The organism is Cupriavidus sp. IDO (genome assembly GCF_000812465.1).
Classification (GTDB): Bacteria; Pseudomonadota; Gammaproteobacteria; order Burkholderiales; family Burkholderiaceae; genus Cupriavidus.
In genome coordinates, this window is record NZ_JWMA01000072.1 from 1 (window position 1) to 13407 (window position 13407).

A 13407-nucleotide genomic window follows, 5' to 3' on the forward strand; every position below is an offset into this window, starting at 1 on the left:
CCGCCGATACACCGGGCCTACACCGCCCCATCACAAGGAGAAAACCCATCGACATAAAATTCCAATGCAAATCTGTCCGATGAAACGGGGCAACCCCAATGTGTGGGACAGACGCTCGACCAAAGCCGACTTGGACAGCCAAAAATCGCCTCGGATGACATGGAGGGAGCCGTGCGGTTCCCAATGTCGAACCAGTGGGGACTCAAGTATTATTTCGCGGCATCACAACAAAGGTCTGGAGGCCAGGGATGGATCAAGAATTTCTGTTGAGGTTTCTTGAGATTGGAGCTATTGACCTCAAAGGCGATGACACCAAACTCGACAAGCTTCGGTCCACGGCCAAAGACCTGTCAGCTGCTCTTCGAAAGGCGCCCTCGAAGACTGCCCGCTTCACGATGGTGGCTGCCGACCCCAACGTTGCAGCTACGGATCCGACCGTAGATGAGACAATGGCCTCCCTCCGCAAACAATGGGAGACTGTTGCAAACGCCTTTGCCGGGCGCCCCGTTGGCATCTTGCGAGCCATCCTGCTAGACGCGATCGTGCAGGCGGCCCGTTCCGACGATGCGATTGCCGTCGCCTTCGTCAACACGGCGCGCAATGCCCTGGCCCACGCCGAAACGTCCGACGAAGCTGAGATTTGGCGCGAAGCTGTTAGCGAAATTGAGACGAAAGTCGATGCGCGCGCCGAGGCAGAGTGGGCAACGCCGGAGATGGTTGCGGTCGATCCGTTGAAGTACACGCCACCAGCCGCAGTGTCCACGGACTATGAGGCCCCCACTGTGGATCGGAGTGAGCTCAAGGCAAAAATCCATTCCGCTGCGGGGCCATGGGGGCCCACCAACCCGAATCCGCACCAATCGAACAATCCACAGCCGTGGTCGCAAGAGTTTGCAAACAAGATGAGCGTCACCATCGCAGAGGCGTTGGATGGGATGGCCGAGGAGCTTGCGCCAGCCCCCGTCGACCTCTCGGGCCCGCTTTCTTCGCTGGCGAAGGCGGTCACCGCTCACGTTGACAAGGCGTTAGCCAGCTTCAGCGGCGCGACGGCGGGTCTGCAGCGCCGCACGAACTTGCTTTGGTGGAAGGAAGCGCTGTATTCCCCGAGCGCTCATGCGAGTTACCTTGACCTGCCACCGTTCGAGGCCTCTGCGTTGATGGCGCTCGACCTACATGAACAGGTGCCAACCTATTCACCAGCGAGCGTGTCGGCCTTCCTGCGGGAGGCCGTCCGCTGCCTTCCGGCTGAAAAAGATGACCAAGGCAACGGCGAGCGTGACGTCGCTAGCCTTGTGCGAGACGCCAGGACAACCGCATTCATGCAGCCTTTCCGCGCGCTGGCGGCCCAGTACGCGCCTGCACCAGTTGGTCGAGGCCCGCTGCTGTCGTTAATTGGGCACCCGCAGGATTCAGGCGTAGTCGACGCGACGACTCTGCGTGCCCTCGGTGGCGTGGACGCTTCCACAAAGATGACCCCGTCCGATTGGGGAACGTACCTATTCCGTGAGCTCCAGACCGCACGCGCCACCAGCGACAGCTCAATCAAGCGGGCCAAGAAGAAGTAAGCCGCTCATGGACAGGTGCCTCCAACCAAACTGCTTCGCTGACGACAACACCACCTGCGCGCTGGGGCACATTTTGCTTGATATGTGCCCCGAGTGGAAGCGTGTCAGTAAGGGCGCAGTAGCCACCCCCTCTGACTCCGACCAGATGCTGCTCCCATGGAGCGGCTTGGCGATGGGAGAGTCTGACCTCAACTTCGTCAGCGGCAGGGTCAAACCCATCATTGTCGGTATCGTGGGCCCGGAAAGCGCAGGTAAGACGACCATCCTGGGTGCGTTTTACCTGCTGCTGGGTCGAGGTGCACTGAACGCTGACGCCAATTCTTTCAGCAACTCATACACGCTGGCAGGTTGGGAGGCGGTGGCGACCTGTCTGCGCTGGAAGCCGGGGCAGCCTCCAAGCTTTCCGCCCCACACGCCCAGCGGAGCGGCCCGAGCACCCGGCATGCTTCACCTTGGCTTTCGCCGTGAGGATGGGTCGCTGCGCGACCTTCTTTTTGCCGATGCACCCGGAGAGTGGTTTCAGAAATGGGCGATGAACGAGCAGGCAGCCGATGCGGAAGGAGCTCGTTGGATTGCCCGACACGCAGATGTCACCTTGCTGATTGCTGACCGTCAGGCACTTGCTGGCCCCAAGATGGGGTCAGCTCGAAACGACTTTCAGCTGCTTGCTCAGCGTGCAGTGACCGAGGCCCGCGGACGGCGTCTGGCACTCGTCTGGACGAAGGGGGACGTAGACGTGGCACCAGCCATGGAGGCGCAGGTCAGAAAAGCAGTGGCGTCGGTCTCAGCAAGCGTCCCGGAATTCACAGTCAGCGTGTACCCCCGTGGCGAGGTCGACGCTGCAGAAGGCTTCCGCGAGCTATTTGGCTGGATTCTTTGCACCAAGCGCGAGGGGGTGGATTTGCCCACGACAGAATCGTCTGGTCACGACGCGCTTTTTCGATTCGGTAGGAGATAGTTGGTGGCTGCTCAACACACCATCTTGTTGGTCGGCGAGTCGAACGTCGGGAAGACTCACTACGGAGCCCAGTTTTTGAAGCGGCTCATGGTCAAGGCGTGTGCGCTCAAGATGTCCGGGGCTCCAACGAACCTGGAGGCGTTCACTACAGCTCTCAGTTGCCTGACTGAGGGAAAGTCGACCGGCCACACACCGGCCAACACCTACGTCGAGAGTGTCTGGCCCATTACGGACGAGGCCGGCCGCTACGCCGAACTGGTTTGGCCAGACTACGGCGGCGAACAGGTCAGCAACCTTGTCACGCAGCGCCGGATTCCGGCCGCCTGGCGCGAGCGCGTGCTCGGAGCCACGGACTGGGTCTTGCTTATCAGACTGCATTCGCTTCGGTCCGAAGACGACCTGTTCTCGCGCCCGCTGCAGTCATTCGCCGCGGCTGAGCCCCAGGGAGAGGCGGCGGCATACGACCCGTCAGATCAAGCAAGGATAGTGGAGCTCCTTCAAATGCTGCTCTACCTGGCGCAGTTCCACCTGGACCGGGCGCTTCGCAAGCCTCGCTTGACCATCTTGCTGAGCTGCTGGGATGAGCTTGAAACGACGGAGCTGCCGGCTGACCTCTTGGCGTCTCAACTGCCGATGCTGTGGTCGTTCGTGTGCAGCAATTGGACGTCGCCTACTGTCATTGGCCTGTCGGCCCTCGAACGCGCGCTCAGCAAGTCTGATGCGGACCAGGAGTACGCAACCCGCGGCCCCGAAGAGTTCGGCTACGTGGTGCTACCCAACGGTGTGAAGAACTCCGACATTACCCTGCCGATTCAACGCTTAATGGCCGACGGGATCTGAGCGAATGCGAGTCGAGCAGGCCGTCTATGGCGAGATCCCAGGCCGTGGTCACGGACTCAGAGCATCCAGTCCGAATGCGCCCATAGCCGCTGCCATCGCATCAAAGCTCGACTTGCCAGATTCAGTGCCCCCAGGTGTCCAGGCTTGGTCGCCGTTCGTTCGCGGCTTTCCCATAGACGACCACTACGTTCTCGCTCGCACGTTCCTGGATTCGAGCGCGTCGCGCGGCGGCATGGTGCTGACTCACGCGCTAATCGTCAGCTTGGACGATATGTGCGAGGTTGGGAGCCTAGCCGCGTTGTTTGGGTGGCTGGCACCCTCGGTCACAGACTGCCCCGGTTCGGTGGCAACGCTTGAGCTTGACACTGCCGGCAGCAGCCAGGCGCCGGCTGACCTAATCGGTACGGCTAACGCGTTGACAGCCCAAGGACTAGCTCCAGTTGTCCGACTGGGTGTCGAGGGATTCGAGCACCTCGTCGATTCACTGTGGAGGAACCTTTGGCCGGCCTTAAGACGAAGCTTTGCGTTTCGGCTGAGCTTCGGTCCGAACGACGTGGTAGAGCAACCCACGCCGGCGCTTGTATGCACGCCCGAGCAGCTCCAAGCTCGCTGGACGAGGCACCGCATAGTCAAGCCAGACGATCAAACCCCGAATTCTGAATCCGCAGGGGTTCTCTGCGGCCAGCGCGACGTGCAGCCAATCCTGGCTCTCGCCGAGGACCTGGGCCTTGAAGTTCATACGCTCAGGGAATTGAGCAGGCTTGAAGGGCTGCATACCCTCCTCTCAGGCGGCGAAAACTTCGATGATTTGTTGGCTGCCATACGCTTGGCAGACGGCCTCTCAAATCAGCCGACGCTCGGCGCAAGCATCAAGGACAAGCTCATCAGTCGGTTCACGGCCTTGATTCCAGGCGCGGGCTGCAAGCAGTTGCTGCCAATGAGGAATTTGGCGCTCTCTGGTTTTGCCAACACGCGGTCGCTGTGGTCGGCCGTTGAGCTCCTCGTCAGCAACCTCGGATTTGCGCCAGCGGACGACAGCGACTTAATGGAGATGGTCGCAGCGTCGGTTGATGAGGATCTCGCATTGCCGCCGTGGCGCGCTGCGGTGACAGCCGGCTTGTCGACTGCCGCTCGTCGAGACAAGCCCTCCCTTTTCCAAGCAATCTGGAGATGGGCCGAGCGTAGCCAAGCCACTTTCGCGGCAGCCGTAGGCACCCTACCGGCAGACGCGGCAGTTGAGCAGCAGCTGGCGGCGGAAGTGCCCAGGAAGCTCCACGTTACCACTCCGGCCACCGTGCTCTCTCCGCTGCTGAAGAAGCGTTGGCTGACCGCGTACGGCGCCGTACTCGCTTCAACGCTGCGCCCCCTCGATGCCACAGGTCAGCAGCTTAAGGTGGACAAGGACCCAGACCACAGCGCCGGTTTGCGGTCAGCCCTTCGGTACGCGAGCCCTCCCCAGACGTTGGAATGCGCACTCGCGCATAAGGACTTGCGCTTGGTCGGATTGTGCGCAGACCTGGCCGCCGCCCACCCTCAGATCCTGTCTAACATCCACTGCGACGACATCACCGAGCAAAAGGTGTGGGGCGCTGCGATCGGCAAGAACTCTTCCCTGTGGAACGCACCAAGCAATGCCATCGGTGTGCGCGACACCGTTGTAGCTCAACTCGCCGAAGGACGACCCGTCGACACCGGCCTACTCGAGGCGCTGGCACAGACACCGTTGGCTGACCTCAGCGCCACCCCGGAGCGGGCACGGCTGTGGTCGCTTCTGCCCGCTTCGCAGCGTGACCACTACCTGCAAGCAACCGCAACCGGCTGGCTAGACGTCGCTGCGAAAGGCGCGGTGATACCCCCCCCTGAAGCCCCGCTTGAACGCGCAATCATGGCGAGTTCGAGCTTACAACACGTGCTTGAAAGGTCATCGGTGACGGTTAATGCGCGTCTAGCAATCGTCAGTGCCCTCCCGTCGTTCCTCGAAGAGGCGTTCATCACATGGCTGAACAACCTCTTGAGGGGCGTTCGCACTCTTTCTCATACGGATTCTGAGCAACTGGGAACGCTTGTGGCGTCCCGACGTTGGGAGCGCGCGGCCAAATATCTTTCCGACCGGCTTGCCGACCATCGTCCAGATCTCATGCCAGGGCTACGGCTGTGCGCAGGCTTGCTTAGCTTTTATACGTGTTGGAAGCTTGGAATCTCAAAACCAAGCGCTGCCGAGAAGTGGAACGCGTTTGAGGAAGAGGCTTGTGAACTCTATCCAAGCGGCCCCGATAGCGGCGAGCTTTGGTCACGCGCCGGAGGCAAGAATTCCGACTTGCCGGGATGGTCTCAAAACGGGGCAACACGTTGGCACACTGCACTGAATTCAATCCGTTACGGCGGCCGTCCGACTACGCGTGAGCTCATTACAGTGATGTGCCAGGACTTCCCTTGGAACGAGAAGCTGCGCCTGTATGTCAGCGACACGGACATCGTTGGTTGGCGTTGACGCTACTACATACCCATCGTTGAAACATGAACCCAACTGGCTACCCGCAAGGCCACGCCCTTCTTATCGGCGTGGCGAACTATCAGCAAATCTCTAGCCTACCTGCTGCGATCTTGAACGACGTCAACGACGTCGCCGCGACACTCTCTTCGCCGGCGTACTGTGCCTATACCCCCGCCAACATCGTCACTCTCTTGGACGCAAGCGCTACTCGGGCAGCTGTGTTGAAGGGTCTAGACGAACTGGCTGCTCGGGCGGGCCCTGATGACACGGCCTGCGTGTTCTTCTCCGGCCACGGTGCCGTCGTGGGCAGCCCAGGCAATGAGGACAGCCTGCTGGTGACCGTGGATAGCGACCTCGCTGACATTGAAAACACATCCATTAGCTCGGATGAGTTAGCCGCGGCACTTGCGCAGATCAAGGCGAAGCGACTGCTGGTCTTCATCGACGCCTGTCATGCTGGGGGTGCTGCAATCTCGAAGAGTTTGACCGATGGCAAAGGCCACGAGGTCAAGTCTGGCTATACGCAAAACACCTTCGCGAAGCTGGCAGTCGGGAGCGGACGTGCTCTGATGGCATCGTGTCGTGCTGACGAAGTTTCGGCAGTATTTATCGGCGCGAGGAACAGCGTTTTCACGACTGCACTGCTGGCAGGTTTGCGTGGAGCTGCTGACAAGAGCGCCAGCGGCTTCATCAAGGTCTTTGACCTATTCAACTACGTCTCCGAAGAGGTGCCTAAGCTGATCCCAGACGACCAGCACCCAATTTTTAAGGCTGACAACCTTGAAGCGAACTTCGCTGTCGCGCTGAGCCAAGGCGGGAGGAAGTCGCCGTACAGCCCCGAGACCACGCCCACGGCGCAAGAGGGGAACCCTTGGTCCGTGTTAGAGGAGGTCTTGGTCGAGCTCTACCCATTCGGACCGAGGGACCAGGAGGTGTGGAGCCGCGCCGGTGGTGACCTGTCCCGTCTCCAGTTTCATCCCACAGGTCAGGCTGCTTGGCATGCAGCGCTTCGCACGCTGAAACTGGGGGGGGAGGCAGGAGTATCAACTTCGGCAGCTTGCTTAGGACAGCGAAGGAAGACTTTTCGAACCATCCGCAGTTGGCGATGCTGCAGGTGCCCTGAGCGCGACCGTTTGCATACTGAGGGTGGGCCGGGACTCCCAAATATCTGAAGCTTAAGATATTTGCGAATCCAGGGCGACCCTCATAGCCGGGTTGTCGACCTCCAGGCGACGCGGGTTGGGTGCGCCGGCCATTGCCCCGCCGACTCGGCCGGAGGGCAAAGCCGCCGGCGCGGGCGCCACCGTGGCAAGCCCACCGGGGAACACCCCATACACAAGGGTGGAGCGGAAACGCTTGCGCCCGCCGTTCGTTTGCCACAAGGCGCCCTTCGGTAGGCCACAGGTAGCCGCCGCCCGGCAGGATGAGCCGCTGGTGACGATTGGGCCAGATCTGCCTCGTCCAGTCGGCCTGCACGTCGGCCGGCTTCGTAGGTGGGTGCGTTGGTATTCGCGTTTCTCGGAACTGCGCCGCTGATGGCTGGCGGTTCCGCATTACTTGGTGAAGTACGCTTCGCGCCGGCAAGGATCGGCCATAGCGACAACAGATGGCGACGAAAGGACGTCGCCATCTGACGCTATTTTCTTCGGCGATAGTGCTTCAGGACCTCGCTCGTTTGCTTCGCTACGAAGGCGTCGGGATCATCGAAACTGATGTCGAGGGATCTTGCTAGATTAAAGAAGCCATCGCTTGGTCGTGTCCTGCCAGCTGTCTTCTTGTGTACCAGGACGGACAGAAGAATTTCGCTTTCTTCGTAGGTATTGCTAGATATTTCACCTAAGATCTTGCCGATCCTGTCTCGATCTGCCGGGACACGGGTGGACAGGCCGACGGGCGTCATTATGTCTTGGTAGAAGAGGTGGGACACGCCGAGTTTTGCTGCCTTTTCAATTTCCTTGCGGACTCGAGCGACCACATCCTGCTCAAGCTGCTCCAGGTCGATCAGCTCTTTGGCGAGCACGCATCGCGTTCCAGCGATTTGGATCTCTGTCAGTCGGCCAGTCTTGAGCATGCGCTCGATTCCGGCGCGGCTGACTTTCCGGGCCTGGGCCGCCATCATGATGGAAACAACGGCTAGCTTGGCCGGCTCTTTGCGAAGCGCCGTCAAGTATGCATCCACACTTTCGAAGATCATGTTTTCCTGTAGTTACGAATTCGTTACCATAGGAATGGTATCACGTTAACAGTTTAATGGGCTGCCTGCATTCAAACGAGTTCGCCAAAGCGGATTGCGGCTATAGTGGCCAGATGCATGTCAGGCGGCGGAACCTTGGTGCCGCATATCCAGCGGGACGCCTCCCGTCGTTACGCGTTCGCCGATTGCCGCAGCGTACTCCCAAGGGTTGTGAGCGCAGAAAACTCTGATGTCCGGGTGCGAAGCCGTCAGCGCACGCAACCGGGCCTGATTGCGCAATCGGTCCTGTCGCACCGCCGGAACGGCGCAAGAAGGACTGGACCGACGGAGGCGAGGCCGCTACTCATGCCCCCGTGTGCGAAAGATTTTTTGCGCCTGACCGTATCAATCTGCAGCAAAAGCATGATTACCCCGACCTGCCGGACGACCTGAAGCAGGTGGCAGCCGAGGCGCTGCCGACCATCTGGCAGGCGGCCAACGAGGCCGCCACCGGCGAGCCGGCCACGCTGCGCGCCGAGGCTCGCCATGCGGCCAGCGTCGCCGAGGCCGAGCGCGACCGGCGCGGACCGAGACCGCGGAGGCCCGGGGAGGAGGTGACGAGCGACAAGCCGGGCAAAAAACTGGACGAAAATCAGGGGGCGCCAACGGCCTCCCTCACCCCGGAAGACGGCAGCGATAGCTTGACGACAACGATGACAGCCAAAAATGAGCGGGCGGCAGCGATCCGCTGGATCCAGGACCAGATGGCCGACTATGGGTTGACCATAGACGAGTTGAAGGCGGCGGGGTGCTTCGATCCGCCGCCGCCCCCACCGGCGCTCGTGGTCTGCTACCGCAATGCCGAGAGACTGCACTGGGACGGGCAGGGCGAGATGCCGTCCTGGCTGAAGCGCGCGGTCATTGCGGGGGGTGGAGTTTTTTCGGGTCGGATAGCGCCGCAGCCTATCCCACTTCAATAGCGGAGGTGGGGTGATCGTACCTTTCGTGCGAAAAGTGGCGGTGATCAAACGCCCGCAGCAAGGCTGCCACTTTCCCCCTTTCACACGAATAGCAATGTTGCAATTCATTGATTCGCAACTGTTTTTGGATCTGACCGCCATTTTTAACGCGAAAAGTATGATCACCCCCAGCCGGACGAACCCGAATATTACGGCGACCTGGGACGGCCCGGTTCATGTGACTGGCCACCCAAGCCGCCACGGCCGCGGTGGCAATCGAGCAGGAGCAATCGGAGCCTGCCGTTCGCACGAAGCTTGGCCCCGTAGTTGACGACGTTACCCAGCGCCTGCTGGGCATCAAGTTAGCGAAACAAGGAAAAAGCACTCGATCGTAATTGATCCGTCGGTACAATTTGCGGAATTGGCTTAGACTCGCGAAAGCTATCTGGCACGGATGTGTGATGCAGATTCATGGGATGAGGCAGTAGAATTTATGAAATCATTCTCGAGACCGATATCGATGTCACATACGCCGGGTTCCCGTCGAAGAATCAAAATAGAAGCGAAGGAAGATTGAAATGGCAGGCCGCTTTGAAAAGGCGATCACGATTCGCCAGGCGATACGCAACATCGATGACAGGACATTTCTGTTGCCGGCGATTCAACGCAACTTCGTCTGGTCGACCCAGCAGATCTGCGTACTTTTCGACTCACTTATGCGTGAATACCCCATCAACACCTTCATGATGTGGGACGTGAGGAGCCCGGAGATCAAGAACAAGTACCGTTTCTACAGCTTCCTAACTGACTACTGTCAACGCTTCAAGGAGTCCAATGACTACGTCCCGACGCAAGGCGACTTCAAGGACTTTAAGGCGGTCATCGACGGGCAGCAGCGACTGACTTCCATATACATAGGCTTGAAGGGTACCTACGCGTACAAGCAACCCCGTGTATGGTGGCCAAATGCGCGTAACGATGAGGTGCTGCCTCCGCGTCGACTCTATCTGGATCTTGCAAAGGCGGTGGACGGCGAAGATAACGAGTCGATGGCCCAGTATCACTTTCGCTTTCTGACAGAGAAGCAGGTGGCCGCATATAGCGGCGACCCGACCTCGCACTGGTTCGAGGTGGGCAAGGTGTTGAGCCTTCCTGACGTGCGCTCGGTGGATGAAATCCCGTTTGAGGTGGTGTTTCCATACTTGGCGCAGCACGGCTTCGAGTCCAACGCGTTCTCTCGAAAGGCGCTGACCCGCTTGTATTACCTCGTCAGGCATGAGGAGGTGATTAATTTTTACAACGAAGAAAGCCAGGACATTGATCACGTGCTGGATGTCTTCATCCGAACTAATAGCGGCGGTACACCGCTGGCGTTTTCTGATCTGTTGATGTCGATCGCCATTGCCAACTGGGAGGGTGACGCGCGCAAGGACATCGACGAACTGGTCACTGAGGTTCGGCAAAGCTCGGAGATGCAGTTTTCGATTGGACGGGACTGGGTACTCAAGGCTTGCCTGATGCTGATCGGCGCTGATGTGCGATTCCGAGTCAAGAACTTCGACTCTGATCAAGTTAGTGTCATTCAGCAGCATTGGCCAGAGATTAGAGCTTGCGTGGTCGCAACCTTCAAGTTGCTGCGTAAGTTTGGTTTAAATGACCAGTCGTTGAGAGCCAAAAACGCTGCAATCCCGCTGGCGTTCTATCTTTACAGGCAGTCATTCCGGGGCAAGTCACTGTATCTATCCATCAATAACATCAACTACCTGCGGGAGGAGCGTTTGGCGCTTTCCCGCTGGCTGCACATGGTGCTATTGCGTGGTGTGTTCGGTGGGCAGGCCGATGGTGTGCTGACCAAGATGCAGCGACTGCTGACCCAGCATCTGGACAAGGGGATTTTCCCTTTGAGCGAGATCATTGCCGCCTTCACTGCGACGAACAAGGACCTGCGTTTTGACGAGGCATACCTGAGGGGGTTGATCGACATTCAGTATGAGGACTCCAGGTGTCGATCGGTACTCAGCTTGCTCTTCCCCGAGATCAACGAGAACCTGCAACTGGACATTGATCACCTTCATCCGAAGAGCGCCTTTACCAAGGCTGCTCTCGGTCAGCAGAATTTCCTTAAGGATAACCCCGAGTCGTTGGCGTATTACCAGAATCCCGTCAATTGGAACTCTATTGCTAACCTGCACTTGTTGCACGCCTCGCAGAATCGTTCAAAGAAGGATATACCACTGATCGAATGGATGGCTGAGAAGCAAACTGGCTTCAAGCCAGCTGACCTGCTGCTGAGCGACGAGGATAGTCTGCATTTCGGTGACTTTCAGGCATTCTGTGAACAGAGACGGCAAGCGTTGCTGCAGCGCTTACGCCAAAATGTCGTAATAAGCGGAACGCTGTCGCCGGCCGAGGAGGTACTGGATGAAGAGGATGATGCGGAGGTGCCGGGATGAGCTCAGTTTAGGGGGGCACGTCTTGGCTGCAAGCACTCCCCTGGCAAGACATGCGCGACAAGATGCGCGTCACCATCGACCACCCCGGGCTGTCGGAGGCGCTCAAGTCGATCGCAGTCGACGTCGTGCAGTCGATCTGGCAGGCCGAGCTGCGTACCCAATTCTCGGCGGACCTGGAGCGCACCCGCGAGCAGGTCGCGGTCGCGCAGGAGCGCGCCAATGCCGCCGAGCTGCGCGCGCCGCGCGAGATCGACCAAGAACGCACGCTGCGCCAGAAGGGCGAGCAGGTGGTCGCGACCTGCGCACCGAACTGGCGGCTGCAGGCTGAGCGCGACACGCTCTGCCTGCAGTCCGTGGACGCACAACTGGCGCTGGAGGACGCCCAGACCCAGCACGCCGGCCCCAAGCCCGTACTCATCCTCACTCATACCAACGCGGGCGTGACCGCGCTGCGGCTGCGCATGCATTGACGCGATTGGTGAAAGCGCCATGCAGATTGCGGCCGGCGGAAGTTGCACCTTCGCAGAGGCGACCATCCGAGAACGGGAGCGGAATCGGCATGGGAGCCGGCCGCTGGCGCGTCGCGCTGTCGGCAGCACCTTGCTGTTGAAGGGCTTGGAAGGACGCCCGGCACCTGTACGTGGCCATGACGCGTGGCTCGGCGCGGCTGGTCGTGTGCTCGGCGACTCCTCCCTCAACCGCCCGGGCGGTAGTTCAGCGGAGATGTCGGTACGTCGGGCGCAGTCCTCGCCTGGTCGAAGTTCTGAGCTGGGACGGGGCCGGCGAGATGCCGGACTGGCTTCGGCGGGCTGTCAATGCGGGCAAAGCGTGGAATTTTTTCGGGTGTGGGGTACGATAAGGAGTACAAATGGGCAACAAGGTTGCTCATCGAAGGATGAGGATCGAATCCGGCAGTATGTCGATGACCTCGAGCGCTTCTCTACCTGAATCTGTGCGAGGAGATTCGTGCCTGCAAAAGCTTTGATTGGGACGTGTTGAATCGCCTGCACGAGAAAGGGCTTATCGGTGATCCGGTCAACCGTGCGAAGTCGGTATGGCTAACTGAGGTCATTGTACTTCGTACTTTTTGCGCAAAATCTGGCGCTAACGAGTCGGAATGCCGCTTGCTGCAACGCCTCACCGGTTATCCAGTCCCGCGTGACCGCTGATTTTTCAAGTGTCTGATTCGAAAGCGTTTTCAGGGCTGAACCGCCAGATTTTTCTCAAAAGGTACGATGACCCCATGGGCGGCTGCGGCCACTAACTGGAGGGCGAACCTGAGCAGAAAAGGCATGTGCATTTCGATTTCGCCGACAAGTGTTGAGTCCTACGGGCGCTGTCGTTCCTGCGCCATCTGTGGAGCGTCATTGGTTTCCCGCGGCGAATCGAGAAAATCCCGCGCCAGCGCGACACCCTCATCAAAGCTTCGGTCGAAGCTGATCCGCTGGATCCTGGCGAACTGCTCGCGCATGATCGGCGGGCCCGCCTCGGAGCGCCTCCTTGAGCCAGCGCCCACAGCGCGCCCGGAGCTACATGCCGGACCTTGGCCAGGGCGGACTAAGACAGGGAAGTCGGCTGCCGTCATATACTGAAGTCGTCTCAAGTGCTGGCTCCGATACACCCGTTCGCCAGCGCGGCGGCAAAGGCATGCAGGGGGAGGGAAGCGATCCGGCGCTGGCTGGAAACCGCCAATTGATTTCATAAAGTTCATGACGATCCGGTTGTCCAGGTTGTGATCGATACGCCGGTGATCAAGGGGCGGCATGACGTCCCTGACTTCGGCGGTGCTGGGCTGCCCCTTGCCACCTGAGGGTCTGCCTGACCGCATCATGCCTGTGAAGGAACTCGACCTAGCGCTGACACAGGTGTGGTTGTAACCTGTTCTGCCTCCAGGAAGCGTCAGCTCCGCGCGTCGCCCGGGCGCGGGAGCCCGGATCGCACTGCCATCAGAGCGTAGAGGCCAAT

At 59.6% G+C, this 13407-nt stretch carries 11 protein-coding genes and 2 pseudogenes; 11 read left to right on the forward strand and 2 right to left on the reverse strand.

The window, feature by feature from the left end; genetic code table 11:
• Window positions 1-248 precede the first annotated feature (248 nt).
• From RM96_RS21110 to RM96_RS21130, 6 genes and pseudogenes are all read left to right on the forward strand, one after another.
• Window positions 249-1565 carry a GTPase-associated system all-helical protein GASH gene (locus RM96_RS21110; RefSeq protein WP_039013427.1) on the forward strand — a complete coding sequence of 439 codons (1317 nt, stop codon included), beginning with the start codon at window positions 249-251 and terminating at the stop codon, window positions 1563-1565.
• 172 nt (window positions 1566-1737) lie between these two features.
• A complete protein-coding gene (locus RM96_RS21115; RefSeq protein WP_052279638.1) occupies window positions 1738-2523 on the forward strand; it encodes a TRAFAC clade GTPase domain-containing protein in 786 nt (261 codons plus the stop codon).
• 3 nt (window positions 2524-2526) lie between these two features.
• On the forward strand, window positions 2527-3363 hold the full coding sequence (locus RM96_RS21120; protein ID WP_039013450.1) for a hypothetical protein: 837 nt from the start codon (window positions 2527-2529) through the stop codon (window positions 3361-3363).
• 4 nt (window positions 3364-3367) lie between these two features.
• Window positions 3368-3661 (forward strand): annotated as a pseudogene (locus tag RM96_RS40705) (GAP1-N1 domain-containing protein); the annotation flags it as partial.
• Window positions 3662-4054: 393 nt separating this feature from the next.
• Entirely contained in the window at window positions 4055-5854 is a 1800-nt protein-coding gene (locus RM96_RS21125) for an effector-associated domain EAD1-containing protein (protein ID WP_202966751.1), read from the forward strand.
• Window positions 5855-5880: 26 nt separating this feature from the next.
• Window positions 5881-7029 (forward strand): caspase family protein, encoded by a 1149-nt coding sequence (locus RM96_RS21130; RefSeq protein ID WP_202966752.1) that lies wholly within the window; start codon window positions 5881-5883, stop codon window positions 7027-7029.
• A gap of 464 nt (window positions 7030-7493) precedes the next feature.
• Here RM96_RS21130 and RM96_RS21135 read toward each other — a convergent pair whose 3' ends face one another.
• Window positions 7494-8051, reverse strand: a complete 558-nt coding sequence (locus RM96_RS21135; protein WP_039013432.1) for a hypothetical protein — start codon at window positions 8049-8051, stop codon at window positions 7494-7496.
• 692 nt (window positions 8052-8743) lie between these two features.
• On the opposite strand from RM96_RS21135, the gene RM96_RS21140 reads away from it, so the two are divergent.
• The 5 genes and pseudogenes from RM96_RS21140 (at window position 8744) to RM96_RS40910 (ending at window position 12611) form a co-directional block, all read left to right on the forward strand.
• Complete coding sequence (locus RM96_RS21140; protein ID WP_052279639.1) at window positions 8744-9010, forward strand: H-NS histone family protein; 267 nt, start codon at window positions 8744-8746, stop codon at window positions 9008-9010.
• A gap of 557 nt (window positions 9011-9567) precedes the next feature.
• The gene (locus RM96_RS21145; protein WP_039013436.1) at window positions 9568-11442 is read left to right on the forward strand and encodes a DUF262 domain-containing protein; all 1875 of its coding nucleotides are present in this window, start codon (window positions 9568-9570) and stop codon (window positions 11440-11442) included.
• A gap of 50 nt (window positions 11443-11492) precedes the next feature.
• A complete protein-coding gene (locus RM96_RS40905) occupies window positions 11493-11912 on the forward strand; it encodes a hypothetical protein (protein WP_039013437.1) in 420 nt (139 codons plus the stop codon).
• A 293-nt stretch (window positions 11913-12205) separates the two neighbouring features.
• Window positions 12206-12288 (forward strand): annotated as a pseudogene (locus tag RM96_RS40115) (H-NS histone family protein); the annotation flags it as partial.
• Window positions 12289-12386: 98 nt separating this feature from the next.
• Window positions 12387-12611 carry a DUF6429 family protein gene (locus RM96_RS40910; protein WP_443112269.1) on the forward strand — a complete coding sequence of 75 codons (225 nt, stop codon included), beginning with the start codon at window positions 12387-12389 and terminating at the stop codon, window positions 12609-12611.
• 158 nt (window positions 12612-12769) lie between these two features.
• Here the strand turns inward: RM96_RS40910 and RM96_RS39445 are convergent, their stop codons facing one another.
• Window positions 12770-12913, reverse strand: coding sequence for a hypothetical protein (locus RM96_RS39445; protein ID WP_193752496.1), 144 nt, complete (start codon window positions 12911-12913; stop codon window positions 12770-12772).
• Window positions 12914-13407: the final 494 nt, after the last annotated feature.

What these genes read in the sequence shown, in the direction of transcription:
- RM96_RS21110 (WP_039013427.1), top strand. Translation starts at nt 249, where the DNA reads ATGGATCAAGAATTTCTGTTGAGGTTTCTTGAGATTGGAGCTATTGAC.
- RM96_RS21115 (WP_052279638.1), top strand. Translation starts at nt 1,738, where the DNA reads ATGGGAGAGTCTGACCTCAACTTCGTCAGCGGCAGGGTCAAACCCATC.
- RM96_RS21130 (WP_202966752.1), top strand. Translation starts at nt 5,881, where the DNA reads ATGAACCCAACTGGCTACCCGCAAGGCCACGCCCTTCTTATCGGCGTG.
- RM96_RS21135 (WP_039013432.1), bottom strand. Translation starts at nt 8,051, where the DNA reads ATGATCTTCGAAAGTGTGGATGCATACTTGACGGCGCTTCGCAAAGAG.
- RM96_RS21140 (WP_052279639.1), top strand. Translation starts at nt 8,744, where the DNA reads ATGACAGCCAAAAATGAGCGGGCGGCAGCGATCCGCTGGATCCAGGAC.
- RM96_RS21145 (WP_039013436.1), top strand. Translation starts at nt 9,568, where the DNA reads ATGGCAGGCCGCTTTGAAAAGGCGATCACGATTCGCCAGGCGATACGC.
- RM96_RS40905 (WP_039013437.1), top strand. Translation starts at nt 11,493, where the DNA reads ATGCGCGACAAGATGCGCGTCACCATCGACCACCCCGGGCTGTCGGAG.
- RM96_RS39445 (WP_193752496.1), bottom strand. Translation starts at nt 12,913, where the DNA reads ATGCGCGAGCAGTTCGCCAGGATCCAGCGGATCAGCTTCGACCGAAGC.